The sequence below is a fragment of the Chitinophaga skermanii genome, assembly GCF_003259335.1.
Taxonomy (GTDB): domain Bacteria; phylum Bacteroidota; class Bacteroidia; order Chitinophagales; family Chitinophagaceae; genus Chitinophaga; species Chitinophaga skermanii.
This window is the reverse complement of record NZ_QLLL01000005.1, coordinates 269070-295720: the sequence shown is the minus strand read 5'-3', so window position 1 is coordinate 295720 and position 26651 is coordinate 269070. Positions and strand designations below refer to the sequence as shown.

Annotated in this window: 27 protein-coding genes, 1 tRNA gene and 1 pseudogene; 16 read left to right on the top strand and 13 right to left on the bottom strand. The window is 37.8% G+C overall.

Going from position 1 to position 26651, the window contains the following annotated elements:
- The 3 genes from LX64_RS14490 to LX64_RS14480 all read left to right on the top strand — a co-directional run bounded on the left by LX64_RS14490 (position 1) and on the right by LX64_RS14480 (position 2581).
- A tRNA-Ser gene (locus LX64_RS14490) sits at positions 1-87 on the top strand.
- Between the two features lie 294 nt (positions 88-381).
- The gene (locus tag LX64_RS26060; protein ID WP_158538629.1) at positions 382-1605 is read left to right on the top strand and encodes a site-specific integrase; all 1224 of its coding nucleotides are present in this window, start codon (positions 382-384) and stop codon (positions 1603-1605) included.
- A gap of 82 nt (positions 1606-1687) precedes the next feature.
- Positions 1688-2581: a site-specific integrase gene (locus tag LX64_RS14480; RefSeq protein WP_111598388.1), complete on the top strand. Its 894-nt coding sequence runs from the start codon at positions 1688-1690 to the stop codon at positions 2579-2581.
- 403 nt (positions 2582-2984) lie between these two features.
- Here LX64_RS14480 and LX64_RS14475 read toward each other — a convergent pair whose 3' ends face one another.
- Positions 2985-4262, bottom strand: coding sequence for a hypothetical protein (locus LX64_RS14475; protein ID WP_111598387.1), 1278 nt, complete (start codon positions 4260-4262; stop codon positions 2985-2987).
- A 636-nt stretch (positions 4263-4898) separates the two neighbouring features.
- Between LX64_RS14475 and LX64_RS14470 the strand changes: the two genes are divergently transcribed.
- The 9 genes and pseudogenes from LX64_RS14470 to LX64_RS14440 all read left to right on the top strand — a co-directional run bounded on the left by LX64_RS14470 (position 4899) and on the right by LX64_RS14440 (position 9822).
- A complete protein-coding gene (locus LX64_RS14470) occupies positions 4899-5303 on the top strand; it encodes a HEPN domain-containing protein (protein ID WP_111598386.1) in 405 nt (134 codons plus the stop codon).
- A gap of 4 nt (positions 5304-5307) precedes the next feature.
- Complete coding sequence (locus LX64_RS14465) at positions 5308-5877, top strand: hypothetical protein (RefSeq protein ID WP_111598385.1); 570 nt, start codon at positions 5308-5310, stop codon at positions 5875-5877.
- 8 nt (positions 5878-5885) lie between these two features.
- On the top strand, positions 5886-6290 hold the full coding sequence (locus LX64_RS14460) for a protein-export chaperone SecB (protein ID WP_111598384.1): 405 nt from the start codon (positions 5886-5888) through the stop codon (positions 6288-6290).
- A gap of 796 nt (positions 6291-7086) precedes the next feature.
- Positions 7087-7377, top strand: coding sequence for a hypothetical protein (locus LX64_RS14455; protein WP_111598383.1), 291 nt, complete (start codon positions 7087-7089; stop codon positions 7375-7377).
- Between the two features lie 106 nt (positions 7378-7483).
- Positions 7484-8467 (top strand): annotated as a pseudogene (locus LX64_RS14450) (DUF3871 family protein).
- Positions 8468-8493: 26 nt separating this feature from the next.
- Positions 8494-8835, top strand: a complete 342-nt coding sequence (locus LX64_RS14445; protein ID WP_111598382.1) for a DUF6934 family protein — start codon at positions 8494-8496, stop codon at positions 8833-8835.
- Positions 8832-9038 carry a DUF6934 family protein gene (locus tag LX64_RS26485; protein ID WP_394337181.1) on the top strand — a complete coding sequence of 69 codons (207 nt, stop codon included), beginning with the start codon at positions 8832-8834 and terminating at the stop codon, positions 9036-9038. Before LX64_RS14445 ends, LX64_RS26485 begins: the two co-directional genes overlap by 4 nt.
- Positions 9039-9048: 10 nt before the next feature.
- Positions 9049-9207 carry a hypothetical protein gene (locus LX64_RS26055; protein WP_158538628.1) on the top strand — a complete coding sequence of 53 codons (159 nt, stop codon included), beginning with the start codon at positions 9049-9051 and terminating at the stop codon, positions 9205-9207.
- A 120-nt stretch (positions 9208-9327) separates the two neighbouring features.
- Positions 9328-9822: a hypothetical protein gene (locus LX64_RS14440; RefSeq protein WP_111598381.1), complete on the top strand. Its 495-nt coding sequence runs from the start codon at positions 9328-9330 to the stop codon at positions 9820-9822.
- Between the two features lie 514 nt (positions 9823-10336).
- Here LX64_RS14440 and LX64_RS14435 read toward each other — a convergent pair.
- The 6 genes from LX64_RS14435 to LX64_RS14415 all read right to left on the bottom strand — a co-directional run bounded on the left by LX64_RS14435 (position 10337) and on the right by LX64_RS14415 (position 14915).
- Entirely contained in the window at positions 10337-11428 is a 1092-nt protein-coding gene (locus tag LX64_RS14435) for a type I restriction endonuclease (protein WP_111598631.1), read from the bottom strand.
- A 360-nt stretch (positions 11429-11788) separates the two neighbouring features.
- Positions 11789-11998, bottom strand: coding sequence for a hypothetical protein (locus LX64_RS14430; RefSeq protein ID WP_111598380.1), 210 nt, complete (start codon positions 11996-11998; stop codon positions 11789-11791).
- 95 nt (positions 11999-12093) lie between these two features.
- Entirely contained in the window at positions 12094-12759 is a 666-nt protein-coding gene (locus LX64_RS14425; protein ID WP_111598379.1) for a response regulator, read from the bottom strand.
- Positions 12756-14381, bottom strand: a complete 1626-nt coding sequence (locus tag LX64_RS14420; RefSeq protein ID WP_111598378.1) for a tetratricopeptide repeat protein — start codon at positions 14379-14381, stop codon at positions 12756-12758. Before LX64_RS14420 ends, LX64_RS14425 begins: the two co-directional genes overlap by 4 nt.
- A gap of 142 nt (positions 14382-14523) precedes the next feature.
- The gene (locus LX64_RS26050) at positions 14524-14679 is read right to left on the bottom strand and encodes a hypothetical protein (RefSeq protein ID WP_158538627.1); all 156 of its coding nucleotides are present in this window, start codon (positions 14677-14679) and stop codon (positions 14524-14526) included.
- Between the two features lie 11 nt (positions 14680-14690).
- A complete protein-coding gene (locus LX64_RS14415) occupies positions 14691-14915 on the bottom strand; it encodes a hypothetical protein (protein ID WP_111598377.1) in 225 nt (74 codons plus the stop codon).
- A 128-nt stretch (positions 14916-15043) separates the two neighbouring features.
- On the opposite strand from LX64_RS14415, the gene LX64_RS14410 reads away from it, so the two are divergent.
- Positions 15044-16102 (top strand): hypothetical protein, encoded by a 1059-nt coding sequence (locus LX64_RS14410; RefSeq protein ID WP_111598376.1) that lies wholly within the window; start codon positions 15044-15046, stop codon positions 16100-16102.
- Positions 16103-16638: 536 nt separating this feature from the next.
- On the opposite strand, the gene LX64_RS14400 is transcribed toward LX64_RS14410, so the two are convergent.
- From LX64_RS14400 to LX64_RS14390, 3 genes are all read right to left on the bottom strand, one after another.
- Positions 16639-17274 carry a hypothetical protein gene (locus tag LX64_RS14400; RefSeq protein ID WP_111598374.1) on the bottom strand — a complete coding sequence of 212 codons (636 nt, stop codon included), beginning with the start codon at positions 17272-17274 and terminating at the stop codon, positions 16639-16641.
- A gap of 24 nt (positions 17275-17298) precedes the next feature.
- Complete coding sequence (locus LX64_RS14395; protein WP_111598373.1) at positions 17299-17499, bottom strand: hypothetical protein; 201 nt, start codon at positions 17497-17499, stop codon at positions 17299-17301.
- 236 nt (positions 17500-17735) lie between these two features.
- Entirely contained in the window at positions 17736-18134 is a 399-nt protein-coding gene (locus tag LX64_RS14390; protein WP_111598372.1) for a c-type cytochrome, read from the bottom strand.
- 151 nt (positions 18135-18285) lie between these two features.
- Between LX64_RS14390 and LX64_RS14385 the strand changes: the two genes are divergently transcribed.
- The 3 genes from LX64_RS14385 to LX64_RS14375 are packed head-to-tail and all read left to right on the top strand — an operon-like array spanning position 18286 to position 20083.
- The gene (locus LX64_RS14385; protein WP_148707322.1) at positions 18286-19032 is read left to right on the top strand and encodes a tetratricopeptide repeat protein; all 747 of its coding nucleotides are present in this window, start codon (positions 18286-18288) and stop codon (positions 19030-19032) included.
- 1 nt (position 19033) lies between these two features.
- On the top strand, positions 19034-19519 hold the full coding sequence (locus tag LX64_RS14380; RefSeq protein WP_111598370.1) for a hypothetical protein: 486 nt from the start codon (positions 19034-19036) through the stop codon (positions 19517-19519).
- A gap of 45 nt (positions 19520-19564) precedes the next feature.
- Positions 19565-20083, top strand: coding sequence for a hypothetical protein (locus tag LX64_RS14375; RefSeq protein WP_148707321.1), 519 nt, complete (start codon positions 19565-19567; stop codon positions 20081-20083).
- Between the two features lie 223 nt (positions 20084-20306).
- Here LX64_RS14375 and LX64_RS14370 read toward each other — a convergent pair whose 3' ends face one another.
- From LX64_RS14370 to LX64_RS14360, 3 genes are all read right to left on the bottom strand, one after another.
- Positions 20307-21980, bottom strand: a complete 1674-nt coding sequence (locus LX64_RS14370; RefSeq protein ID WP_111598368.1) for a RagB/SusD family nutrient uptake outer membrane protein — start codon at positions 21978-21980, stop codon at positions 20307-20309.
- 26 nt (positions 21981-22006) lie between these two features.
- On the bottom strand, positions 22007-25345 hold the full coding sequence (locus tag LX64_RS14365) for a TonB-dependent receptor (protein WP_158538626.1): 3339 nt from the start codon (positions 25343-25345) through the stop codon (positions 22007-22009).
- 216 nt (positions 25346-25561) lie between these two features.
- Entirely contained in the window at positions 25562-26617 is a 1056-nt protein-coding gene (locus tag LX64_RS14360) for a FecR family protein (RefSeq protein ID WP_111598366.1), read from the bottom strand.
- Between the last annotated feature and the right edge of the window lie 34 nt (positions 26618-26651).

Genomic DNA, 26651 nt, shown 5'->3' with positions numbered 1-26651 from the left:
GGAAGAGTGCAGGAGTGGTTGAACTGGCACGCCTGGAAAGTGTGTAAACTCGAAAGGGTTTCAAGGGTTCGAATCCCTTCTCTTCCGCAAGCTTTAAGCCCTCAGGTCGCAAGATCTGGGGGCTTTTTGTTTTAGGACAAGTTGAAAACCACTACTACAAAGGGTTTTAAAGGATCACACATTTTACTGTATTACTGTTTTTAATTTTCTGCTGCTTATAAATCGTGCTATATATTCAGTTTGGAGGTAGCACTGAAGGTAGCAGTACATATTTTTCGAGGTAGCAGTAAAATACCATTTAATAACTTCTATATCAAGTAAATACATATTTACACCTTTAGGCCATTTCTTTAAAAAGGAGCGCTATAACCTTTTAAAAAAATGGAGGGAACAAGAATATTTATCAGCTTCTTTTTATACAAATCCAGAAAGACCACAAAAGGAATCATTCCCATATTTGCCAGAATAAGCTATGAGGGAAAAAGGCTGAATCACAATACAGGCTTATTTATTGACGAAAAATCATGGGATGGGAAAAAGTACCTGGTAAAAGGAAACAAGCCTGAATCACTGGAAATTAATAAGTCCCTTGCTGCATTAAAGACCAGAATTCTCCAAATTCATAATAACCTGAATGAGCAGGAAATTTCTATATCCATTGAGGTTATTAAGCAAAGACTGGCAGGGAAAGACATTGAGAAGAAAACACTGCTGGAAGCATTTACTTATCATGATAACTTATTACTGAAAGATGTAGGCACAAAGAACAGCAGGGCAACCTTAACAAAATACAGAACCCTACAGAATAAGGTTACTAAGTATATTCAACAGTACTACAAGCGAAAGGATATATTTTTGAAGGAGCTAAACCATGAGTTTGTGGTGAACTTTGAAATATACCTGAAAGTAACAGAACAGATCATCCATAATCCTGCAATTAAATATATCCAGCATCTCAAAAAAATAGTCAATCTATCCATTGCACATAGCTGGATTACAGTGAATCCTTTCAGGAACTTCAAATGCTCTATAAAGGCTGTAGAAAGGGGCTATCTCACCAATGAAGACCTGAGCAAAATAGAGGCTAAACACATTTCAAATGCCAGGCTATGCAGGGTAAGAGATATATTTCTATTTTCCTGCTATACTGGCCTTGCTTATGCAGATGTGAGTCAGCTTAAACCTGCTAATATTGTCACTGGTGTGGATGGTGAAAAGTGGATTAATACATTCAGACAGAAAACCAATGTCAGAACCAGTGTTCCCTTACTCCCCAAAGCATTGTCTATATTAACGCCATATCTTGAAAATGCAGCAGCAGAGATATTTCCAATAATAAGCAACCAGAAAATAAATGCTTATTTAAAGGAGATAGGGGATATATGTGACATCTCTAAAAAACTCACCTTCCATTTGGCCAGACACACTTTTGCCACGACTATTACTTTGAGCAATGGTGTGCCTATTGAGAGTGTATCTAAACTTCTGGGGCATACCAACCTTAAAACTACACAGGTATATGCTAAAGTGGTGGATACGAAGATTAGTCAGGATATGCAGCAGTTAAAATCCATACTGTCTGACAAAACCCAACTGGATAAATAAAGTAATCACTTCTACATTAAAAGCCTTATCAGTAAGCACTGGTAGGGCTTTTTCATTTCCTCACCTCACCAATCAAACTATCATGGAAAATAAAACACTATTTGAACTTATAGCATTCCACCAAAATGAAATGCAGGATGCAGTTGGCAATACCAGAGCAATTGGGCCATATAAAAAACATCTACTTAGTGCTAAAAAGCTGGAAAGTTTTGTGAAATACCAGTACAACCAACAGGATATAAACCTCTCTGACTTACAACCAGAATTTATTATCGACTTTGAAAACTACCTTCTGAATGTGCTGAATCACCAGCCCAATACAGTAAGGCAACATTCTATTGACCTCAAAATATTTGTCAATTTTGGTGTGCAAAATAACTGGTTAGATGCTAACCCCTTTAAAACTCATCAAACACAGTATGGGAAAAGTAAGATTACTATCCTCACAATGGAAAAATTGGTAAGAGTGATGGCAATAAAGCCAACCAGTGAGATAATGGAAATAGCAAAAAATCTTTTTCTGTTCCAATGCTTTACAGGATTAGGTTACGCAGAAATTCTTTCTCTTACCAAAACCAACATTCAGGTTGATAAAAAAGGCAAACACTGGATTATATTACAGGACAGAATCCCTATTCCATTACTTCCACCAGCGCTGAAAATTCTTGAAAAATACAACTGGCAAAAGAAAGCAGAAAAGAAAAAACTATTACCCTATATCAGAAGCCACAGTATTAATAAATACTTAATTGAGATAATCGCATTAGCAGGCATCTCAAAGAAAGTAACTGTTATTGTGGTCAGAAGAACTTTTGGGTTAACAGTGGCCCTGAATAATGGCGTACCTATTGAAGTAGTCAGCAAGCTACTGGATCACTCCAACTTGACAAGAACACAGGAGTATCTGAATCTGGTTGATGAATGTCCTCTTTATGATTTCAACCTGTTGAGGAAGAAAATCTCAGAAATCTTTTAAATCTGGCACTCATGGAAATTTTAAGTATAGCATTCAGCATTCCTTTGTTACTGCTGATTTGTTGGGGATTAGGGGGACTATTAAGTGTAATAATTGTTGATTTAGATCAGAACACCATAGGCCAGATTATAGCAGGATTATTGATTTTAATACTGGTAGGTTTTCTGTCAAGCAGGTAGTATAAACAGGTGCAGAGATATGTACTGCACCTGTTATATTAAACCTAAGCTGCAATTTTCAGCACTTCTTCACTCCAATACTCTCGTTTAAAATGGGGAGAAAAGCCCAAGCATTTGCCAAATTCCTATTTCATTACATTTTCTACATAATCTTCATGCCCCACTAATGTAACCATTGAATCATGCAGTGTAAAGATGGGTAAATAACCTCTTTCTCTTGTTATTCAAGGTACAACCTTATGGTACATAATGTAACTTTCAATTCGCTGCAACAAAATTGGCAAATTCTTAGCCCCATGTTTTTTTATGCGAGAAGTTATTTCGTATATGGTGGGAAACAAATTTCTGAAAATCCTTTTGGGCTTGGCTCCTTTCTGACCAATAAATCTGTTATCAGTAAATAGCATTGGTTTTACTTTATCATTCGTGGCATAATTTGATCCCATCTTTTCTTTAAGTAACTGGCGAAATTCATAATAGAAATTTCCACTTCCCACCATTCTATAATAATTCCACAACTCACCCCCTTCTGTTATTCTATTATTCTGGGCCTTTTTTACCAGAGTAATGAAATTGGTAAATGGGTTGTTGGTAGAGAATATTGGATTAATGAATAGGTAAGGAATATCTGAAGAATTCAATTTTCCTCCCTTCGATTCATTCAACCAGAATTCATGATCCAATAGTAAGGTAAGCAGTGTGGGTTGGCTATTGGATAAATCAATAGCAACCAACCTTTCACCATCATAGGTAATGATATTTCTGATCTCTCTTTTGCAGGAAGTCAAAGCAGAATGGTATCTAAACACATTTTTATCAAAATGCGCGTTAAACTGGCCATTTTTAATTTTTTCAATATTGGAATCCCCCCCTAAATACTGTATAAATGGGTTTTTCCATTCAAATCCTCTTGCAGAAACAGTTTTATCCCATTTTGAGCGATCTGATTTCTTTAGTAGAAACTGTTCAGCATTGTATGAATGGGCAGCCTTATCATTAATTTTCAGCCCACCAGTATTGTACCATCTTTCAATTGGCAAATATTTTCTTGCAATGGCAGGCAAATCAATTCCATTAGGTAATTCATCTATAGTTAACTCTGCTGAAATTGACTGATTTCGTTTAGCCATCTTTTTTAGCAGGATGGAATTAGTAACAGGAATTGATTTTAATGGCTGTTGGTAAACAGGGCAAAACCTGTACCCTCTTGACTTCAATCCTACAACAAACTGATTATCTGTCTCAATAATTCCAGCATCAATTAAGTATTTCAGGTAGCGCGAATACCCCTTATTTATCCACTGTTTAAGGATTTCAGCATTAATGGGTACATAGCCCTCCTCATTTGCCAAATCTTTGTTATTCGATGGAATATCTGCCAGAAGGTGTAAGACATAGAGCAGTTTTTCTCTATTAAAGCTCTTAAAGTCAACAATGGGGTTGTTCTTGATTATCTCGTCTAAATCAAGGTTTTCAGGAATCAAGAAATTGAATTGATTCATTTCAATAACGATTTTACAATCAGCTTATATGTTATAGCTGACTGTGGGCATTAAATTTTCTTCATAATTTTTTCGTTTAAGGTGATTAATAAAATCCTCTCGACTGTTGGGCAAATCCCATATTGAACAGTCTTTTTAAAATTTGTGGAAACAAAATTAAATTAGATGAATTTCATTGCAAATAGCATTGAAAAAAATCTTAATCGTTTCTTTTTTTGGAGGAATAAATCGAAGATAATCTATCGAATTTCAAAATGTGTAAATAGAAAAACAAGAGCTCTCTTGCCAATTCGGTGATACCCTATCACTTTTAATCAAAAAAACTATTAATAGTTCCTATAAATTTTATAATCTTGATTGCATCCAAAGCGTTTTTAAATATAGGATTCTGAAGTAACATTTTCTTTTTGCACTGATCCTGAAACAATTCATGAAACTGCCATTTAATTGCATTATTATTTTGTACTATTAACATAATTAATTACGAAGTGAATAAGCTGTCTTTTAAGGGGATTTTAAATGATTTTTTAAACCTTTATATATTTTTTGGGGTTTTTATAAAAAGTTTTGTTATTATTGTTGCGTGAATTCCCAAAAATATTATCCCTTTTTTCAATACGGTTACTTAAGAACTACATGAGTAATGCACCAAGTTTTAAAGAAAAAGCAAATCAAAATCTCATTTCTGCAAAGCTATTGATAGACAAACATATATACTGTAGTAGTGTACATTGTTCTTTTTATTATTGTTTGCAGAATCTGTTGCACGTATTATTTACAAAAAAGAAATATGATAAGGCACAATTTATTGCAGATACAAAAAACAATAATACGGGGACGCATTTGCAGGCATCAAAATTGATAGGAATTGAAATAGCGAAAGTAAATATGGAGGACTACAAATGGTATCAAAAGCACTTTCCTGAATTAAAAAAGCTGAGAGAAAAAGCTGATTACTCTGACGAATTTATAGCCCAAGAAGAGGTACATGAGGCTCTCAATAAAGCTCAAAGCATTGCAACTCTCGTTAACAAAATTTAAAACAATGTCTAATATTCACGATATTCCTGTTGAATTCATTAAGGAAAATTTGGAAAAATTAGCCTCTGAATTTCAATATATTACAATAAAATATGAATTTAATGAATCCATCAATACCCATATTGTGGAATTGACTCCTATTTATGAATATTATAATAATAAGGAGCTAGACAATGCTTGGATACCAATATCCTTGGAATTTAAAGGCAGGTACGAATTAGAAGATATTGCATTCATATCTTCAGATTCCTCCTTAAAAGTAACTAACCCACAACTTGAATGGAATAAAATCGCTGAGTATACTATTTTAGATTTCCATTTTTCAGAAAAAGTTTCCTTTTATCTGGACAAGTTTAAAGCTACGGACATACTTTTCCCCAGCATTACGGAATTAGTAGAGCTGCCTAATTTTTCTGCACTAATAAAGTCTTGTGACACATCATTTAAAGTAAGCTTTAGTAAAACAGAGTTCAATTTAGACTATCAAAATATTGTTAATATTGTTCTGTCACCAAGATCAGATGACAGGAACAGTGAAGTATTTATTGACGATGATTTTACAATGGCTGCTTAAAAAATTATATGGAACAACAACAAAAAGGATCTGGTTATAAAATTGATAATATTTTTTTGGTTGAATCAACTTTTTCTCGCCAACCCCATATTTCTTTTAATGAGGGAGGATTTGACAATCAAATCTCAATTGAAAACGAAGTATCCGATGAGGAAGTAAGTGAGAGTAAATTTACTGTCAGCATGACATTGGAATTCAAAGCAGTACAGAATGAAGAAATTGCGTTTCAAATAAGAATTAAAATGGTTGGGCTATTTGAAAAGGCAGGAGATGCAGTTTTATCAGAAGAAGCTTTTAAAAAAGTAAATGCACCCGCAATTATATATCCCTTCATAAGAGAACATGTTTCATCATTGACACTTAAAGCTGGCATCGGAACTGTACTTTTACCTTCTGTCAATTTTAAAATCTGAGTTTAAGTTATTGCCTACTCTCTAATTAAAGATTTAAGATATCGTTCTCCATTACATTTAAAGTAAATCCAATTTTGCATATGGTTATACTCTGGTAAATAACCATATCCATTACATCTATCACATATTTCATATTCTAGCATAGTTAGACCAAATTCACTATACACAGCCACCTTATTATTCTGATGGAATTCAGCATGGCAGTGATTGCAAAAAGTAATCAGGTCATCATTATTATATTCCCAGGGTAATCTGTTAATTATATATTTCTTGTGATGTACTTCTAAATGATAAGCCTTATCAGCATGGATTAAGTGTGATTTCTCTGCACTTTTTAAAGGGATGATTCTATTCTCTTGTTCAGCAATATTCCAGAAGTGATATTTCGTAGGAGAATTAAAATTCTTAAGATAAAATGTAGCTGCTTTATTACAATTCGTACAAAGATACCCATCTCTTGTAATTATTTCATTTCATTTCTTTTACTATCCCATTCCTCTGTTGTTAAATACTCTACATAAGTTAAATGCCTGTCTGGGTTGCTTATCAGTAATTCCTTCAAGGTCATGATTCAGGATTATATTGGGAATATACATAAATATAACCATATGCTCTTATAGCCACTATTCAGCAAAAAATTTCACCAGCCAATTTTTTACTTCCTATTAAAATATATGGCATAATCGTATTAATATAATGGCCACCCCATCACTCATCCCCAGCCTAATTTTGGGGGTTGCACAGTATTCCCCATTTGCCATAAATCAATTTTTTAATTCAAAAATACTTTCTCACGATGCTTACTATCAAAAATTATTACCTCGCTCAAAGTGGGGATGGGAAACAGTTTATAAACTTTGAACTGGTTGGGAATATAGAAGTTTTTCAATCCAATTCAGGTAAGTTCTATGTGGACATAAAAAAATGTAAAATGCCTACCAGACTGGATGAAGCAACTGCAAAGCTCATGATTGGAAAGCAAATATCAGGTACAATCGTCAAAAAAGAATGTGCTGCTTACGAATACGCAATTCCAGCTACAGGAGAGGTTGTAACACTCACACACAGGTATGAATATGAGCCTTGATTCAGGCATCATCATTCTCAATTACATCAATCATCTATTCAAAAGAAAGGCAGTCCTGTAAAGGATTTGCCTTTCTTTTTTTCTGCAAAAGTTAAAAAAATCACACATGCTACATACTGAACTTATGGCACTTCAACATAGTAGAACTTATATTGATTATGCAGAAGTATCTACTGCGAAACCATTCCTACAAGCTAATACAGAAGAATTTTCATTTCAGGAAATCAGGAAAGATCACACGATTCCTTGCTTTGCGAAGGATAATGAACCTTTAATTTCTCATTGCGACTTCATTGACGCTACAACAGAGATAATCACTGATCTATTCAAAGGGGAAACTATTTTAAGCCCCACTATCAGATTATCTCACCCAATCAAGGGCTGAATACCAGAGGCAAAAGATAAGGCTGCAAAAGACCTGTTAGAGCATGAAAAGACGCTGTATTATGAAAGGATGGCTTTTATCATCGAAGTACCTACCATTTCTACTGATGTAGCAGGAAACAGGTTAAACCTGACCATTGGAGGAGTTAAAGCCTATTCATTGGACAATCTTTCTAACAAGAAAGGAGCAGATGAACATTTCAAAGTATTTATTGGCTTCCAGAATAAGGTTTGTACCAACTTGTGCGTATCCACAGATGGGTTTAAAGCTGATTTGACAGTTAGGAATATGCAGGAATTACAAAATGCCATATACTGCCTACTTCAACAGCATGATGCAGCCAGACAAATTGCACAATTAAAATCCCTCGCAAATTATCAGCTTACAGAAAGGCAGTTTGTGCAGCTTATTGGAAGATGTAAGCTGTACAATTATCTGCCAGCACAAGTTAAAGCTGATATTTATCCTCTACAATTTGGTGATACACAGATTTCTGCTATCTGTAAAGACTACTACAAAGATGAATCTTTCTGTAGGTCTGATGATGGTAGTATCAACTTATGGAGGTTATACAATCTGTTTACTGGTGCTAATAAAAGTTCCTACATCGATACTTTTCTGGATAGGTCTTTAAATGCTTATCAATTCACTGAACAGATAAAATTTGCATTAGGGAATCAGCGTCATAGCTGGTTTTTAAGTTGATTACATAGAACAAGGGTTAGTAAGTAATGGCTGGATATATCTATATCTGGCCTTTTTTAGTTCCACAAAAAACAGAATGGCTGGTCTTTTCAGGCTGGCCTTTTTTATTCATTTACTTAATCCACAGCATGCAATATGAAGTGTACAAAGACCTGTACATAAGGGATAACTACACTATATTTGAGTTCTTCAGCATTGGCTATAAAGTAATACCCAAAAGGATAGCATTTATACCTACAGAATATGCTGAGGTTTATAATCTTGTTTTGGGAGATATAGATGTGGATGGAGAAATCAACGATTTTTCTGTAAGTGATAATGGGGATAGAAATAAGGTATTAGCAACTGTAGCTTATGCTGCTGAATAAGCTATTTAAACAGGCATCCAGAAAGATACATTTTCTTTACTGGTAGTACCAATGGGAGAACCAGACTATACAGAATGGCCATAGGACTTAATTTAGAGGAATTATCTTCCAAATTTGAAATCTATTGTCAAACTGATAATGGCATTATTCCTTTCAGGAAAAATATATCTATTACAGGTCTTTTAATCAAAAGAAAGCTATAAATTTACTGTTATGGCAAAGAAAATCATCAAATACAACAGCAGTTTATTTCAGCAGGAAGTCAATCTGATTATAGATGACAAAAGTTCTGGAATTGACTTAAAGAAAATTGCTCCTGAGAAACAGGCCAAAGTAAATGAGGCGCTGAAAGGAGTAAAATTGCCTAAGTAACATAAGTTTAAAAAACTCACAATAGCAGCCATCTGATTAACTCAGGTGGCTTTTTTTATTCATTCAATAGCTCATTTCCTTTATGGCAGTGGGCTATTGCTATTTTAAACCAATACATTTATGACAAATGAAAGAGTTGCAAAATTCCAGGAATTTCTAAATAAGTCACTATTGATCGACCAGACTGTATTAATTGATAATATACTGGATGGCAATAAAGAGGACTTACATATTCATAATGCTGAAGAATTCACAATCAAATTCTCCTCTGGGCGCACACAGGTTGCAACTTTGGCCCTGCTGACTGAATACATTGAGGATCATGAAGATATACTCAGTAGGAAGAAAGCTGACAGAGTTGTGGATAATTCAGAACAGTTGCAGCAAAGTATTGAGAAACTGGAATCTGATATAAAAGCCCTGAAAAGTGCTGTGGCAGACAATAGGTATATCTTTTACTGGTTATTAGTTCCTTACTGGCTGGCCAAAGAACTTATAAACTTCGATCAGGTTGTTCTTGATTACATGGGAAACCATTATTGGGGTATTACGCAGATAGCAGGGGATCATACTGCTGATGAAATTTTAAATCTGTTATTTGAAGAATTAATCTAATACTATGGGTAAAACAGAAATTAATCTCCTGTAATAGTTACATACCTCGTTTATTAAGTTTCCCAGCACATTCAGGGATCAAGTTTGTGAGGAATGTAATTGGAGTACTCCTACATTCTATCGTAAAATGAGGCAAAAGGACAAAATTTTAGAGTTCCAAAAAATCTCTGCTCTAAGTAACGCTGAAAAAGAGGCTATTATTAGGCAGGCTAAGGCAGTCTGTCAGGAAATATCTGATTTTATCAGAAAAACCTGTGCATAAGACCATCATAATACGATCAAATTCGTATTTTCAACCTGAATTTGAATAATTCAATTTTCAATCACTCAGCAGCTCTTTTTTACCAAAAGGTATGGCCTAGGGTCGCATTTTATATGTAATGTCTGGAAAAGCAAGTAAATAAAGGACTTTTCATCAAGGGTTCGAATCCCTTCTCTTCCGCAAGCAAAAAAGGAGTTATTTCATGAAGAAATAGCTCCTTTTGCTTTTTAGCCGGTTTACTTTGCATTCTATTTAGTTAGTCGCTGTCGGCACCTTCTCTGCATCATACCACTCCACTGTTTTCTGCAAAGCTTCTTCAAATTTGAAAATATCATCGATGCTAGCTAGCTCTGTGCGAGTTTCTTTCTTTTGTTCATCCAAAATGCCAATGTATTTTTTGGAGGTATTGAAATACAATCGGCAGATAGTTTTTCTATTATTATCATCGAGTAAGATGGCGAAATAGGATTGGGCATCTCTATACACGACCCTACTCGGCTTAATCTTTTGACGAAGAATGGTTTTTACAATCAGGAAGCCTTCTATTTCCTCTTCAGTGGTTTCCACTACTACTTTTTCTTCGGCTATGGGTGTGATTGGGGTTTCTTTATCGGCAGCTTGTTCTGCAGTATTCTCTTTCTTCAATGCAGCGGTAAGCCTTTCAGTAATAAGATCGTTGATGTATTGTTGAATAGATTTTTTCGTGAGGGCCCCCAGTTGTTCCACCACTTTCGCGGTTAACATACCCCGGTAGATTTGTTTAGCAAATAGTTTTACAAAAGGTTCAGAAGGGTTTTGAAACTCCACGTTAATCAGCGCTTTGAGTTCGTTCATATATTTTAACTCGTTCGCTGTAGTTTGGATATTTTCTATATTGAAATACGATTTGTGGAACTTCTTTAGTTCTTCTATTTGATTGTCTTTTATATCCGTTACATTAAATTCGAAGAATGGCTTTTCGTCCATTTTATTGGGTTCTACGAGATCGGTGTAAAAGCGGTATGTGATACCGTTCGATAATAACCCAAACTTAGCAGCCGTAGTATGGAAATATCTAAAGAGTTGCGAGTTATGTGGATCAAGGCTTTCACCCCAGTGTTTGCATTCGATAAGAATGGAAGGATGTCCTTCTTTCAGAATTGCATAGTCGACCTTCTCCCCTTTTTTAATACCGATATCGGCAATAAATTCCGGCATTACTTCAAACGGATCAAACACATCGTAGCCCAAAACTTTAATGAAGGGCATAATGAAAGCGTTTTTAGTAGCTTCTTCTGTGAGCACTTGGTTTTTAAGTTTCTCGACTTTATCGCCGAAGCGTTTAATTTCATCTTTAAAATCCATGGGGAAATTGTTTTCGGTATTGGAAAAATGTTTTGATGAAGAAGTATGATATTGTTGGTTAGTCATTCTCCAACATACTGGGTGATTAAATTATTACTCGCTATCCTGCTGCTCCCATTTACAAAGCGTTCTGTGTGTTGCTTTTGCTTGTTCTATAGTAAGCGCAATAATTTGGTGCGTACATCTTTTTAATCCCGGGCAGTTTTGATTGTAATGGTATCTTGCAGCGCTTTTACTGTCGCAAACGTATACCATAGCTGGGCTGCAATTAACTTGGGTCGTAAGCAAACAGGCATATAGCAGTTTTCTCATGAGCCGGGTCGTTCAATTTGGATGAAATAAAATAAGGGTTACAACAACCTATGTTGTGTGACAAGCTTCACTACAATAAGCACAGCCATTCGATTGCACGTATAGTTTCTTCGCTACACGTACAGCTTCTTGGCAAGTATCAAATTCGCCTAAATAACTTTTATTAGTAATGACTTTTAGAAAATAACAACCATTGACATGCACTTCATGATCACCGTTCTTTTGTGTATTGTCGTTCACGTAGTACTTGTGTTTCATAAGAAGATTTTTTTATGATGAAACAAAAATACAGCACGTGATATGGCATTTTTTATGGGAAACCGTAATGGGGTACCTGTGGTGAAATGATAGGGTTAAATAATGCCGAGGTCTTTACAATAAGCAATCAGCTGTTCATTCTTCGTGAATTCTAATGCTTCTTTCATTTGGTTGAGTTTCTTTTCTACACTACTCAAACCTGAAGGCTTTATGCCCTTATTTTGGAGGTATGACGGGATATCTTTCTGAAGTACTCCTTCAGCAAGGAGCGTAATAACCGTAATATCAAAGTCTGTAAACGCATACACGTTCTTTTTATCGATTAATTGCATAATGTGGCGTGGAAAATAGCGTCGATGTTGGGCTAGCTCTTTAATGGCTTGTTTTAGTTCCTTAGCATCATGACGCGCTTTTCTTACGAATCCATCTACATCTAATTCCCTGTGCAATAAATCAATCGTAGCAGGTTTGTTCTCTGCTGAAAAAACGAGGATTTTCAAATCAGGCTGAATAGCCCTTACGGCGGTAATAAGTTCAGTACCGCTGTGTATTACTTGTTTCGTACCATCTGGCTCGAAGTATAAATCTGTAATAAGAAGATCGAACGAATCGCCGGCCTTTACAGCATTCACTACCTTGTTGAGGGCATCGTCGCAATAATAAGCATGCGATGTATTGGTAATAGACAGTTCTTCCAGCGTTTTTTGAACGGAAATATTGGCGCTTTCGTGGTCTTCAGCTATCAATACTTTTGTAATCATGATGAATAAGCTATTGGAAAAGAAATATGAATTTTCAATCCTTTTGTAGGATGCTCAAATGTATACTCACCTTGAATTTTATGAATACGGTTTTCCGTATTCTGCCATCCATTTCCATATTTAACTTGCGGAGAAAATCCAATACCATCGTCAGTATAGTGAATGTGGATACGATCTTGTTGGCGTTCAAATTTCAAAACAACGTTGCTGGCTTGACTGTGTTTTTTCATATTCACCATTAATTCCTGTAAGATGTGTTCCACTTCGTATTGTGCAACTTCATGGGTACGTTCCCATGTTGCTGCACTATGCCCAACCATCAGTACTCTTGTGTTGTCAGATGAAAAAGAAGTAAGCAGCTCATCTATTTTCTGATCGAAAGGAATATTTGGATTAATAGGCTTATCGTAAGAAATATCACGGGATTTCTCGTATAGGTCTTCGATTTTATCAATTAATAGTTCTTTGTCAATATCATCATTATGCTCCACGTCGGTCATAATACGGTATAGTCCATTTGCCACAACATCGTGAACCTTTTGCGAGGTTTTGAGCTGATTTTCTTGGATAGCCTGTATAGAGGCGGCCTTTATTTGTTGTTGACGTTTTCTATACCATATAATAATAGCTGTACTTATGGCTATGAAAAAAAAGATGGTCAGCACTAAAATATACTGTTGTTCAACGAGTTGTACTTCCTTTTGGGCATTATCCTTCTGTAGTTGCAGGGTTTCAAATCGAATTAATGCGAATTGGTTTTTAGCAGCATTCTTAGCAGCTTGAAGGCTATCAGATAAGAACTGGTAGCGAACGAAATAGGGTTTCAACAATTTAGGTGGGCTGAGTGAAATCAATTTAGACAGCGCTTCAATTTGGTCGTCGGTACTATTATTTAATTGAGCAACGGCGTACCGCTTTTCCGCGAAATATAGGGCAGAATCGGGTTTGGTATTCGTATAATAATCAGATAAATGTGCGTAGCTGGCATTGAGCCCTCGGTTGTCGTTTGAATCCAAACGAATTTGTAATGCTTGGCGTAATTCTTTTCCTGCGGGATATGTAGGATTCTTCAACCACTTCGTTCGTGCATAGTTAGACAATACGCGGGCATATTCCTTTTTTCTATCAGCATTCTTTGTAAGTAAGGATGTATATAATTCAATCGCCTTGTCGTACTCTCCATTTTTTTGGTAAGTAAGTGCAATGTTGTTGAGCGCAATATTTTTAGTGATAGGACTTTCCATGAACTGAAGTCCTTTATAATAATACTCTACAGCTGCTTTATAATTCTTGAGATTCAAACATACATTCCCAAGTTCGTGATAGTTAGAGCTGATACATTCCCTGTCTTGTTCTTTGTTTTCGTTCAGGTAGGTAAGCGATTTCAACAGGCTTTCTTGTCCTCCGTATTGATCGCCTTCATACGCTTGAATGATACCCATATAGGTATAAGCAATAGCAATTTCTAAACTATCGGTTGCGGAAGTGGCTACGAGGTTAAAATAATAGAAGGCTGAGTCATTATTAACATTAAAGAATGATTCTCCTTTTTCTAAGGTAGGGGCTGTAATGGAGTTTGGGGTGTCTCGTTTTGTTTTACAGGCAGAGAGACCAACAAACATGATCGTTAGGATAAAGAGTAAGGCTCGCACTGAAAGGGTATTTTCTTAAAAATAATAATTCCCCAGTTTATGAGGAATTATTATTTAACGGGTTATATAAAAAAAGCGAGGCAAGAAGTACTTGCCTCGCACTTGTTAATAATTACGGTTTTCTCGGGGGAACTGTACCGGTTTCACCGCCAGTTTCGCCATCTCCCATGATTGTGATTTGGGGACCGTTGTTTGGATTAGCTGGGTTGATATTATTATGGTTAGGGCATACGAATGCCAAGAAAAAACTGAATAAGATGCTAAACATTGTGTTTGGATTTAGTTAGTTCTGAAATGGCTGCCTAGCGCCGAGGAGGCGGCAGCATTAGTTTGGGTGCGAGAAGAAGCGCTTACTTCTTGCTTTGGGAAGGAGAGTTGGGATGGGATCGCGGAAGCATATTTATCGCTTCCCAAGCCGTTAAACGGCTTCCGCAATCTTTTCCCGGGTTGCACAGGTTCTGTACAGAGATCCTCGTAGCTAGCGAGGTTATTACCCGATTGCAAAACAAAGGTAGAGCGGGTTAACAGGCTGATTTACAAACAATTCCAATAATTCCGGGTATTCCGAATATTCCTACTGGAATTCCGAAAATGCCGGGTCAATTCCAATTATTCAGTTTATAATTTCCCTTATGGTGATGTTATTTAAAGACTATGAACAGCAAATTTTAAAGGCTTACGAGCAAAAAAAGGATGATCATGAATTACCACATGGTTTACTGCACCTAACGGCTGCCAACCTTAGAGATGAGTGTGAGAAGAAATGTAGACATAGCTTAAGTAAGCTGGACGAGCAGGTGATTCGTGATTTCTGTGGAGAGCCGGATACATCGAAATCATGTCAAACAATCATTGCACGTTTTGATGCTGATAAGTTTAAGCCTTTGATCAATTTTTTGAATAGAAAGTCGGAAACAACGAATTCTAAAAATGTAGAGTTATTAGCTTGGTTAATGGATTTTCCTGTAAGACCAGGCGCCAAGTGGATAAAGTACGTGGAAAAAAATGGCATAGACAATATGCCGGGAGAAGAGAAAGAAGAAGTAAACGTTGAAGTAAAAAAAACAATAGAACCCATTCCAGTTCTAAGCGATACTCGCCAAGAAACCTCGAGTGTAAGTGTAAAATTAGTAAGTGGAAATACTGGAATTCCGGAAATTCCAACTAATCAGAATACACCAAATGTAGTTCCAATAATAAAAGAACATGGGCATAATAAGCAAACAGGGAAAGGTGTTCTTGGGAAAATAAAAGATACATCTATCAATAAGGTAGCTAGTGCAATGATCTTATCACTTGCTATTGGCACGAGTGGCATATGGTGGTTTTTAAGTCAGCAAACACCACCGAATGGTAGTTGTATGTATTGGAAAGAAGATCATTATGAAGCCATTGGATGTGATCACAGAATACCAGGTGCAGTTATTATAGGCTTAGATATAGAGTTGTTAAAGAACTTTCAGAAGATTACTATGCCAGATACCATTACATACGCATCTTTAGAGAAAGTTTGGTATTCGAAGATTGACAATAAGATAGAGTTCTTTACAGCTTACGGACGTCATCCAGTTATCATGAAATACAAGCTAAGGCCAATCACTATTTATATAATAGATAAGTATATTTTTAAAAAAAACACTCAAACTAATAATTCCTTACAAGTAGGAACTAAAAACTACTCAAAAGTATAAATAGCCTGAATGGACAAAATGTATAAGCGACACTTGAAAGTCCAAATTTTTGCTTTAATATAGCGCTCAACCTAACTATTATATTATGCCTGTAAGCAAGCATTACATGTGGGCGACTTTTGTCCCCTCGTGTGTAGCCTTTTTATCTTCCGTTGTTTTTTCTTTATTGGATAACCGTGATTACCAAAGCGAGTGGATCACAGGGTATTCGTTCATTGCATTACAGGCTTTCATTAGCCTAGGAGTATGTGTTATATTCTGTGTTTCCGCCTTGCCGATTTTTTTCAATAAGCTACCTTTTGTTCGGCGATGTGGTTTATTGAATTGGCTGAGTTGGTTTCTTTTACCAACGATATGGGTATTCATATTAGCCAAGAATTTTTATAAAATTGAACGGGAGCCAAGTGAAGTAATCTATGGATGGTTGTTAGTATTGCCTTTTGTGCTGGGCTTACTAGCGTCGTTTATTAGTTTTTGCGCCGTCAACAAAGCAAAATAGCATTAAAAAAGGCCACCGTAAAAAGTGGCCTTCCTGTTTATGACAATGCAAATTGTATATCTTCCATGTGTGGTGGTGATGAGTGAGCGTAGTAGGATTTTGGAATAAACATGCCTTTTATGCATGCTGGGTTACGAATACAAACTTGTACATGTGTTTTTTCTCGGAATGCAGAACCTTCAAAAAGAGGGGCACCTTCTGTGAAAGTACAACGCATAGTGTCGAAAGCAAGACGATTTCCTTCAACAATTTTATGCATCGACTCGATAATTGTACAATCCAAATAGCGCAATAGCTTATCCTTGTGCGGGTCACCTGGTGCATCTAAATTCTGCGGCAGCGGAACATTCTCTATAGTATAGCTAGCTAAGGTAGCCTTGTATGTGTCGACCAATAATTGCATATCATCATTATTTAATAAATCACAACAATGATGCTGTTGAAATACAACACCTAATACAGCAGGATCTTGGATTAGACCTTTCTTATGTTTGTCTATTGCCCATTCCATTGCTCTTTCGTAATTGTTTTCCCAAACATAAAAGCCATGCCCTAACCAATCATAAGGCGATTCACTCATTTTAATGGAAAAAGGATTATGAAGCAGGTAGTCACGCACAGACTTATCACAACCGTGGTAACCGATTATTAATTGTTGGTTTCGATATTTCATAGAATTTGCTAAGTATTTAAAAAATTAACGAACAGATTCACCGTATCGCTTAACTTGTTCTGTTCGAAGCAGTGAACAAACAATAACGCCTGCCTCAGTAAGTACTCCTTCCTTTGTCATCAATCCAAGGGATTTAAGCCACGAATGAGTTTCCTCAACGGTCCATTTCCTTTTAGATTGTTCTTTTAAATAACTCAAATAATCATTGCGTTCTCTTTCTGTCATGGTGTAATATTGGAATGGTTAAACAAATAAAAAATGTAAGAATGCAAATTGAAATACCGCTGTACAAAACTACAGCATACAAACACCACAACCAGTTAAATGAGGAATTATTTTTTGTTAAAGTGGATTAACAAAACATCTATTGAAATAGCAATAGATAAAGGTTTAACAAACGTTCTATAGTAATATATTTTTATCAACTACCCGCATACTACTACGAGTAGTTGACATATCAATTAATTCTTAGAAATAGGCATTTTTGGAGGATCAGGTTCACCATGATGACAAGTATAACAAGTAACCTCTCGTACTTCCGCACCACCAAAATATTTCTTATTAATACGGTTCGTCATGCGCATCATCTCACGAGCCTCATCTTTATGCTTATTCCTGTCGCTTGCATAATCCAGCTTACTAGGATCAGCATCACTACTAGCATGACAAAAATTACATTTCACGCCCAACGATGCATTAAACTCATCCATCGTATCAATCAGTTCTTTTGCACTGATTTTCTTCGAGAGTACTTTCAAATTTTTCGGTTTTTCATCCTCGTCTTGCGGAACAGCAAGCGAACAAAGCGTTACAGCAGCCATCGCCGACGCTATAAAGGTGACCGTAATTTTGCGTTTCATATACCTGTTTTTAAGCTTCCTATCAGTAAGTTACGAATTTTTGAAGCCTATTGCGGTATTGATCCCAACAAGTTGTTAATTATTGCCGGCGGTATCAATTTTTTCTTATGAAATTGCTATCTTGGTGAATATTAATATTGACCGTTTAACTATGTTTTTGTCTTGGTGGTACGATTATTATTACATCGTCATCGTTTTTCAACTGCTCTTTTTGTGGCATGCGCTTAAAACGCAACGCCGTGATTACATCTGGATATTAATCTTCCTTCCGGTTATCGGTGGTCTCATTTATTTATTCAAAGAATTCATTCCATCTGTTCGTAGCTCTAGCTTTAGCGCGCAAATGAAAGAGTTCTTTAAGCCGGCCGCAAGTATCGAAGAGTGCCAGAAACGTGTTAGAATTGCTGATACAGTTACAAATCGCTTAGCATTGGCAGATGCTTACAGTAAGCAGAAACAATACGAAAGAGCGATTGCGACTACACAAAGTTGCTTAACGGATTATCACGCAAAAGATCCCGGCATTACTTTACAACTAGCGCGTTTACACTTTTTAAATAATCAATTCGAGCAAAGTATCGCTTATTTCGATCGCATTGCAGCGCTTAATCAACCGATGTTGAAGAAGCAAGATGATGAATTGATGTATACCCGTGCCCTTGTGGCAACTGGGCAAACGGCCCGTGCTGAGGAAGAGTTTAAACGTATTATCCGTGTTCATCATTCTATAGAAGCAATGTATTATTACGGCATGTTCTTAAAAAAGCAATCCCGCTTCGAAGAAGCCAAAGAGCAATTTACAACAGCGAAAACAGAAATCGATCTTCACCCACGTTACATTCGTAGGCAGCAAATGCAATGGGTGCGCCTTTCAAAGAAAGAACTAGCCAGTTTATAATATGCCAGCAATAGAACGTAAAGCGGAAGGACCTGAAGTTGCCCGGTTAATCAATATGATTGGCGTATGGCCAAGTCTTGCCTTACTTGTTATTCCCTTCATTGGGAAAATGGTAGGCGAAACATACTATTATTTATTAGCTGCACTCACGGGCTTACCCTGGTGCTTATTATGGGTTACCTGGTATTATGAAGGGAGCGTGAAATTGAGCTTTAACCGGGAACCGGCTAACATTATACGGGTAATCCTTTGTGCTAGTTTCGTTTTATTTACAACGGGTATGGTGATTTTCAACGGGTTTATGTTTGATGGTATGCTGTACATTTCCGCTGCTTTGGCCATTTTATTAACACTGTTATCTTTATGGGTAGGCCATCTCTTTCTTCTACCCCAACGACGCTTACTAATTCAATCAATCCTTTTCTTTACCTGCTATTTCCTCTATGCTACCGGGGCCATCCCCATCCTTCGGTGTATTTTCTTCTAAGTCAAAGCTTTGCTTTTCGTAACTTAGTAGCATATACCTATAGCCATGAAGAAATTTTGCTTATTCCTATGCCTGTGTTTTTACACGGCTTGCGTGTTCGCCCAGTCGAACATTCCCGCATCACAACAAATCAATCTCGCACAAAAGAAATCGGGTAGCGATGTAAAGGTTATCAGTGGTGAATACCACATCTATTTCAAGAAAGATGATGTGTTGAATGCCATTGCCCTTGTCGATAAAACCACGAAATCCAAAAACAGTAAGCTTGCGCAAGCTATCCGCGAGAATAAAGTAAGCACCATCGATTTAGCCGCTCTCCAACCCGCTATGCGGCCCTATGTCGACCTATTCCAATCAAATATTGGCACTTACCTCCTATTGAAAGGCAAGGCTGCTGTATACCTCAATAACAAAAAGCTGATCACCCTTATTCGTGCAGAAGCTTCGCCTGAAATTGTAGACTTAAATGGCGATGCCCGCACCCCGGTTTTCTTTGCAGAGAAAACAAGTGATTTGCCACTTTTCCTCGGTGATGTAGATGCTCGTGTGATCACTAAAGGATAAATTTATCCAGTTTAAATATTTTTTATTGCCCCACTGTTGGGCATTTGAGGTTGAATCCATTGACGTTGAAAATATTAAATAGGTTTAATATCTATATTTTTTATACTTTCACGTTCCAACATGCAAATCCGTTTATCTATATAAGGCTTTGAGAAATGTAAAATGAAAGGGAAGAACAGATGTTCTTCCCTTTTTCATATAGCCTGAAATGTAAAAAAATGACCTACTCTATGTAACCCGGGTTATTGGGTTTCAATTTAGGGTTGATGTCGATTTCGCTTTGCGGAACAGGCATGAGATACAATTTGTTATCCCAAGCTCTCGTTTGCACCAGCCCATTTTGTAAATCTTGGATCGTGTGCATCACTGTGGGGGCAGTTTTCCAACGACGAATATCCATGTATCTATGTCCCTCTAATGCCAATTCAATTCTGCGTTCTTGGCGAATAAAGGCTTGCATTTTCTCTTTGGTATTAATTTTTGTGCGATCCACTTTGGCCATCCCTGCTCTCACCCGTATCTTATCTAAAGCATCATAAACACTTGCATCGGGTGTAGCACCGCCGGCTTCGTTTTTAGCTTCTGCATAGGTTAACAATACTTCTGCGTAGCGAATCAATATTTGGTTTGAATAATTGTCCAAATGCGCCCTATATGCCACAGGATCAACCATTTTACGGAAGTTGAAACCTGTTTTCGAACAGTTGTTACCACCAATTACCCACACGAATTCATATGCATCGTCAATCGCGTTCCATGGGTTGCCTTCGAATAATATGGAGGCATAGAAACGAGGGTCGCGGTTTTTATACTCAGCATAGAAAGCTGGATTCGTTTTACGAGCAGCGAAGCGAATAGCGCGTTCGGCAGGTGTAATGGCTGTAATGGGTTCTCCTGTTTTGAAACTCATGTAATCGTTGATCAACTCCTGGGTAGGTGTTACAGAACTCCAACCGCCGAGGTCGTCCGATAATAAGTAGGTATTTAGATACTTGGGATCTTTCTCTTTGATGTATTGGCGATCGAGGATCACTTCTACGTTGTTTTCATTTTGTTCCCAGAACAGTTGTTCATAACTACGTAATCCTAGGCGGAAGCGCTTTTCTTCATCTGCGTTAGTGAAGTCAACCCATTTCGCATAGTTGTCCAATTTATCGGCTTCACTTTCTGTTGTTACGGTAAACAAATCGTATCCCATGCCCATTACCTTCTGCGCGGCGTCGGCAGCTGCTTGCCATTTGGATTCGTACAGGTTTACACGGGCTAGCAAAGCGTAAGCTGCACCTTTCGTTACACGACCACGCTCGTTGTATTTACCATTAGCATAGCTAGCTGGCAAATCTTCTGCAACAGCAGTTAATTCATCCACCACAAACTTGAAAATGTCCTCCCGCTTGTTACGTGGTACAGCCCAATTCGTAAGGTCTGGCAAATACGTAATCAATGGCACATCTCCGAAATTATTCATCATGTTTGCATAACGGTAAGCACGTAAGAAACGGGCCTCCGCTTTGAAACGCTTTTTCAAATTTTCATCCATGGCGATAGGCTCTACCTTGTCGAGGAAGTTATTCACACGACGAATCGCTGTAAAATCCCAATCAACACCAGTAGCAGGGGTTACATCACCTAAAGAAATCTCTGTAGCGTTGCTTTCCCATGGATATTGCGCGTAGGCATTATCAGTTTTACCATCATCATAAATCATCCCTTCACCACCATCAATTTGATTGTAACAAGCGTTTAGTGCGAGGTAAGCATCATTTGCGTTTGTCCAGAAGGTAGCATCCTCCAATTGGCGTTGGAATGGTTTGTTGAGGAAGTCTTTATTACAACTAATTGTCAAAACTGCTGTAAACGCAGCAATAGACGATATAATAAGTTTATTCTTTTTCATGAATCCAGTTTTAAAAAATACGACGGTTAAAATTTCACATTCACACCAACACTCCAAGTTTTAATACCAGGATAACCACCACGACCAGAAGGAATTTCAGGATCGTAATCTGTTAAGCGGTCATCAAACATAAACGTGAAAGGATTATTGGCCGCAACATATACACGCGCAAAGCTCATCCCCACTTTCTGGCTGTATTTAGCCGGCACAGTATATCCTGCTGTAATTGTACGTATACGTAAGTACGAAGCATCAAACAACCAGAAAGAATTATAGCTGTTATAGTTTTGCTTACCGTCGGCACTGAGTAATAATCGTGGATATTTCGCATTCGGGTTCGGATTCTCTTTCGTCCATCTTTCCAAATGCAAAGGTTTTACGCCGGCACCGTTGAAGAACGAGAACGATGCTTCATTATCCAAGTAAGTTTTTACCCCTGTTACGCCGTAAGCTGCCATTCCAATATCGAAGCCTTTGTAGTTAGCGCCAATACTGAAACCATAGTTACACCAAGGCACATCGTTACCGATAATTACACGGTCGTTACCATCGATAATGCCATTATCATCTTGATCTTTGTATTTAATATCACCCGCTTTCGTGCTAGAGGATTGGGTAGCACTTTTCGCTACTTCTTCATCTGTAGTAAATAAACCAATAGCCTCGTAACCGAAGAAGGAACCGATTGGCTGGCCTACTCTTTCAATCCAACGATCATTATAACGTTCTGTTACGTCACCGAGGTCGAGGATTTTATTCTTTATTTTAGAGAAATTAACGGAAACATTGTAGCTGAAATCCTTGCCTATTCTATTGTTGTGTGACAACATAATTTCTATACCACGGTTTTCAACACGACCCGAGTTAACGGTGGGTGGCTTCAAACCATACGTATCGCCTACGCGTGTTGGTAATAAGATATCCTTCGTTGTTTTGATGAAATAATCTGCTGTAACATCAAGCAATCCTTTAAAGAAAGTACCGTCGATACCAACGTTTTTGATATTCACGGTTTCCCAAGTAGCTTTCATATTGGCACCGTTCATTTGGTAAGCACCGGCAACGGCGGTGTTATTGAAGCTGTATACAGTTCCGTAAGCAATCAAATCACGGTAGTTACCTTCTGGTACGTTGTTTTGGTTACCGAGGTTACCAACAGATAAACGCAATTTGAGGTTATCGATATTTTTGATGTCTTTCATGAAAGGTTCTTCAGAAATACGCCAGCCCACAGAGAAAGATGGGAAGTTAGCAGAGCGGTATTGTTCTGCGAAGTAAGAAGAGTAATCGGTACGGTAGTTAACTTCAAACAAGTATTTATCTGCGAATGAATAGTTGATCCTACCGAAGTAAGACAACATGGCCCAATAGGTTTCATAAGAACGATTTAAAGGCACATTCGCATCGTAGAATGCATCGTATTCCGTGCTGGTGCTTTCACTGTCACCTAAATCGATAATAGTAGCACTGTTATTCGGGAAATTTCTTCTACCAACACCTACATAACGGTATGTGCTTCTTTCTTGCGAAGAACCCACCATTACTTTAAAGTTGTGTTTGCGAATACGTTTTTCATATTCCGCGTAAGCTTGCAACAAAGTTTCTGTACGCTTATTCCAACGCTCGATCATCTCGTTCGGAGTTACGATTGTTGAAGGCATTGTTTCTTTCGTCATGAAATTCACCAAAGCAGGCAATTCATTCGTAAACGACCAGTTCATGTTGTTGTTATATTTCAACGAACCTTGCCCGTTAATCGTTAACCCTTTCATAGGTTTTAAAACACCTGTTAAACCAGCTTGGAAAACGTTATCGCGAGCGTATCCACGACCACCTTCTGCCATATTACGCAACACGTTATCTTTAGCCAAGGTAGCATCGGCTTTACCGGCATTGATGGTACCCCAGGTACCGTCGGAATGTACGCCTACCATCGATGGCACCAAACGATTTAAAGCAACCCAGTTCAATTCGCCACCTTCTGTATCGCGATCTTGACGAACGATACTTACATTCGTACCAACGTTTAAAATTTTCAATACTTGCGTAGAAGCATTTAAACGCATCGTGTAACGGTTCATGTATTTATTAGGAACAAGGGATTCTTGCCCTAAGTATCCCAAGCCTAAATAATATTGGTTGGTTTTCGAACCACCCGAAATGGCGAGGTCTACGTCTTTCATGGCAGGATTCTTCGCGAGCGCTTCTTTGTACCAGTCGGTGTTGGGGTATAAATCAGGTTGACTGCCGTTTTTGAATTTTTGGATTTCTTCATCCGTATAACGTTTCGCGCGGTTGGCGTTCGTTAAAGCTTCGTTATAAAGTGTAGCGTAATCGGCAGATCCTAAGTATTCGAATCTCCTTGTTGGAGATTGCACACCATAGCTGGCGTTTAAATCAATTGAAGTTTTGCCTTCTTTTCCTTTCTTTGTTGTTACTAAAATAACACCGTTCGCCGCGCGTGAACCATATATCGCAGCAGAAGCAGCATCTTTCAATACCGACATCGATTCAATATCATTCGGTTGTAAAGCAGCAAATTCACGGCCCGAAACTGGAATACCGTCAATCACAATCATAGGACCAGAACTACCGAGGTTGGAGCGGCCACGGATAGTCATGGTTGAATTAGATTCTGATGAACCAACATCTCCAGGACGTGCTAATACTGTTAAACCGGGTGTAATACCTTGTAATGCATCTTGTACCGAAGCAACAGGACGGTTATTCAATACCCCGGGTGTAACCGTGGCTACAGCACCGGTTAAGTTAACTTTCTTCTGTGCACCGAAACCTACTACTACCACTTCATTTAAGCCTTTTTGATCGGCTACGAGTTTAACAGTGATTTCATTCCGGTTATTGATAGCAACAGTTTGGGGAAGATAACCCAGGTAGTTAAATTCTAGGCTAGCATCGCCAGGAGCATCTAACTCAAAATCACCATTGGGATTAGTAATTGTACCATGGTTTGTATTGCTCACTTTTACAGTAACACCTGGCAAACCTATACCTGTAGAGTCCGTAACGCGGCCACGTACATGAATATTTTGCACAGCATTATGGCGAGGCGCAATAACAACAAGGTTTTTCGATAACATTTTATAACTCAAATCGGTATCAGCTAATAGGCTAGCCATTACTTCATCGAGTGTTGCACCTGTTACATTGATCGAAATTTTTTTATTAACGGGAATATTTTCTGAGCTGTAAACAAAACGGTAGGAAATTTTACGTTCAATGAGTTTTAAGACTTTCGATAAATGTACATCATTGGCTTTTAGGCTGATACTGTTCAGTTGCCCGAAAACAGCCGCCGACACATGCATACATGTGACCAAGATAACGAGGAAAGCAAGCTTCATAATGAGAAAGACTTTTAGAAGTGGACCAGGCAATAGATGCCCCCCAAGTCTGATTTTTTTCATACTTTTAGATTGATTTTAGTCTATAAAATGGAGACAGGAACAACAGCTCCAACTGGCACCTGTCTTATATTGCTAAATCGCCAAGGGAAGTGTTCGCTGCATTTCCCTTTTTGATTTGTACGTGGTCATTTTTTCGTTCGTTACATAGGCAAACTATTTGGTAATCATGACGGTACCGTTGTTGATTGTATATTGAAATGGATGAGACTGCGTTTGACGTAAGGCTTCTAAAACAGTGGCTAAATCTTCGTTTTCAAAGCTGGCAGTCATGCGCTTGTTTGCTAATGATGCGTCTTCAATTTGAATGGTTACATTATATCGTCTTGCTAACTTATTGGCTATATCGCTGAGTGGCTCGTCATCAAATTCCCATTTATCATCCTTCCAGGAGGTTTCTACGAAAGAGCTATCCAGTTCGTTCTGTACTAGATTCCCAACCACAAACCCGCTGTCTTGCAAAGCAGATTGGTATTTAACCGGTAGCAGTTGAAAATCAACCGATTTCGATTCATTCAACAGTACAATCTTTTGCTTTGGCAATAGTAACACGCGGTGTTGCTTTTCCGCTTGCACGATAACTTCTACGCTACCCGTTACCAGGGCCGCTTCCGATGTTTTATCGGCGGCGTAGGATTTTACATTAAGCGTGGTGCCTAGTACGCGGATATCCATTTTATGAGCATGGATGATGAACGGTTTATTACTGTTCTTCGCTACGTCGAAAAATGCTTCTCCTTCAATGAAAACCTCGCGGTTTTGACTATTAAAATGTTTGGCGCATATAAGTTTGCTACCTGCATTCAGCTTCACTTGGGTACCATCGCTGAGGTAAAAGGTGGAAGTAGAACCCAAAGCTGCTTCCATCGCAGAACTAGCATCCTTCTCCGCGGTGGTTAAAGATGAACCGGAAGTGGTATATTGGTAAACTCCCCAAGCGGCAAATAATATAGCTGCCGAAGCGGCAATACCAGCCACCCGCTTCCAAATAAGACGGATGCCCCGCGATTGCGTGGAAATGCCGGCCTGTTGGGTTATGTTGCGCCAAATCTTCTCCTGTATAGCGTTTTCCTCGTCGGTATGCATCATGGGTGGTGCTTCACCAAAAGCATTCAATTGCGCATACCAAGCCGATAACTCTTCCATCTCATCGTTGCTACATTCATTCCTGCCGTACTTTGCTAATAGCGATTGTAATCGTGTTGAATTCACAGTCTGCTGGTTTGTTCTTTTATAGTGTAAATAC

Coding starts and splice junctions, on each gene's coding strand:
- LX64_RS26060 (WP_158538629.1), top strand. CDS start 382: ATGGAGGGAACAAGAATATTTATCAGCTTCTTTTTATACAAATCCAGA.
- LX64_RS14480 (WP_111598388.1), top strand. CDS start 1,688: ATGGAAAATAAAACACTATTTGAACTTATAGCATTCCACCAAAATGAA.
- LX64_RS14475 (WP_111598387.1), bottom strand. CDS start 4,262: ATGAATCAATTCAATTTCTTGATTCCTGAAAACCTTGATTTAGACGAG.
- LX64_RS14470 (WP_111598386.1), top strand. CDS start 4,899: ATGAGTAATGCACCAAGTTTTAAAGAAAAAGCAAATCAAAATCTCATT.
- LX64_RS14465 (WP_111598385.1), top strand. CDS start 5,308: ATGTCTAATATTCACGATATTCCTGTTGAATTCATTAAGGAAAATTTG.
- LX64_RS14460 (WP_111598384.1), top strand. CDS start 5,886: ATGGAACAACAACAAAAAGGATCTGGTTATAAAATTGATAATATTTTT.
- LX64_RS14455 (WP_111598383.1), top strand. CDS start 7,087: ATGCTTACTATCAAAAATTATTACCTCGCTCAAAGTGGGGATGGGAAA.
- LX64_RS14445 (WP_111598382.1), top strand. CDS start 8,494: ATGGCTGGATATATCTATATCTGGCCTTTTTTAGTTCCACAAAAAACA.
- LX64_RS26055 (WP_158538628.1), top strand. CDS start 9,049: ATGGCAAAGAAAATCATCAAATACAACAGCAGTTTATTTCAGCAGGAA.
- LX64_RS14440 (WP_111598381.1), top strand. CDS start 9,328: ATGACAAATGAAAGAGTTGCAAAATTCCAGGAATTTCTAAATAAGTCA.
- LX64_RS14435 (WP_111598631.1), bottom strand. CDS start 11,428: ATGGATTTTAAAGATGAAATTAAACGCTTCGGCGATAAAGTCGAGAAA.
- LX64_RS14430 (WP_111598380.1), bottom strand. CDS start 11,998: ATGAAACACAAGTACTACGTGAACGACAATACACAAAAGAACGGTGAT.
- LX64_RS14425 (WP_111598379.1), bottom strand. CDS start 12,759: ATGATTACAAAAGTATTGATAGCTGAAGACCACGAAAGCGCCAATATT.
- LX64_RS14420 (WP_111598378.1), bottom strand. CDS start 14,381: ATGTTTGTTGGTCTCTCTGCCTGTAAAACAAAACGAGACACCCCAAAC.
- LX64_RS26050 (WP_158538627.1), bottom strand. CDS start 14,679: ATGTTTAGCATCTTATTCAGTTTTTTCTTGGCATTCGTATGCCCTAAC.
- LX64_RS14410 (WP_111598376.1), top strand. CDS start 15,044: ATGGTGATGTTATTTAAAGACTATGAACAGCAAATTTTAAAGGCTTAC.
- LX64_RS14400 (WP_111598374.1), bottom strand. CDS start 17,274: ATGAAATATCGAAACCAACAATTAATAATCGGTTACCACGGTTGTGAT.
- LX64_RS14395 (WP_111598373.1), bottom strand. CDS start 17,499: ATGACAGAAAGAGAACGCAATGATTATTTGAGTTATTTAAAAGAACAA.
- LX64_RS14390 (WP_111598372.1), bottom strand. CDS start 18,134: ATGAAACGCAAAATTACGGTCACCTTTATAGCGTCGGCGATGGCTGCT.
- LX64_RS14385 (WP_148707322.1), top strand. CDS start 18,286: ATGTTTTTGTCTTGGTGGTACGATTATTATTACATCGTCATCGTTTTT.
- LX64_RS14380 (WP_111598370.1), top strand. CDS start 19,034: ATGCCAGCAATAGAACGTAAAGCGGAAGGACCTGAAGTTGCCCGGTTA.
- LX64_RS14375 (WP_148707321.1), top strand. CDS start 19,565: ATGAAGAAATTTTGCTTATTCCTATGCCTGTGTTTTTACACGGCTTGC.
- LX64_RS14370 (WP_111598368.1), bottom strand. CDS start 21,980: ATGAAAAAGAATAAACTTATTATATCGTCTATTGCTGCGTTTACAGCA.
- LX64_RS14365 (WP_158538626.1), bottom strand. CDS start 25,345: ATGAAGCTTGCTTTCCTCGTTATCTTGGTCACATGTATGCATGTGTCG.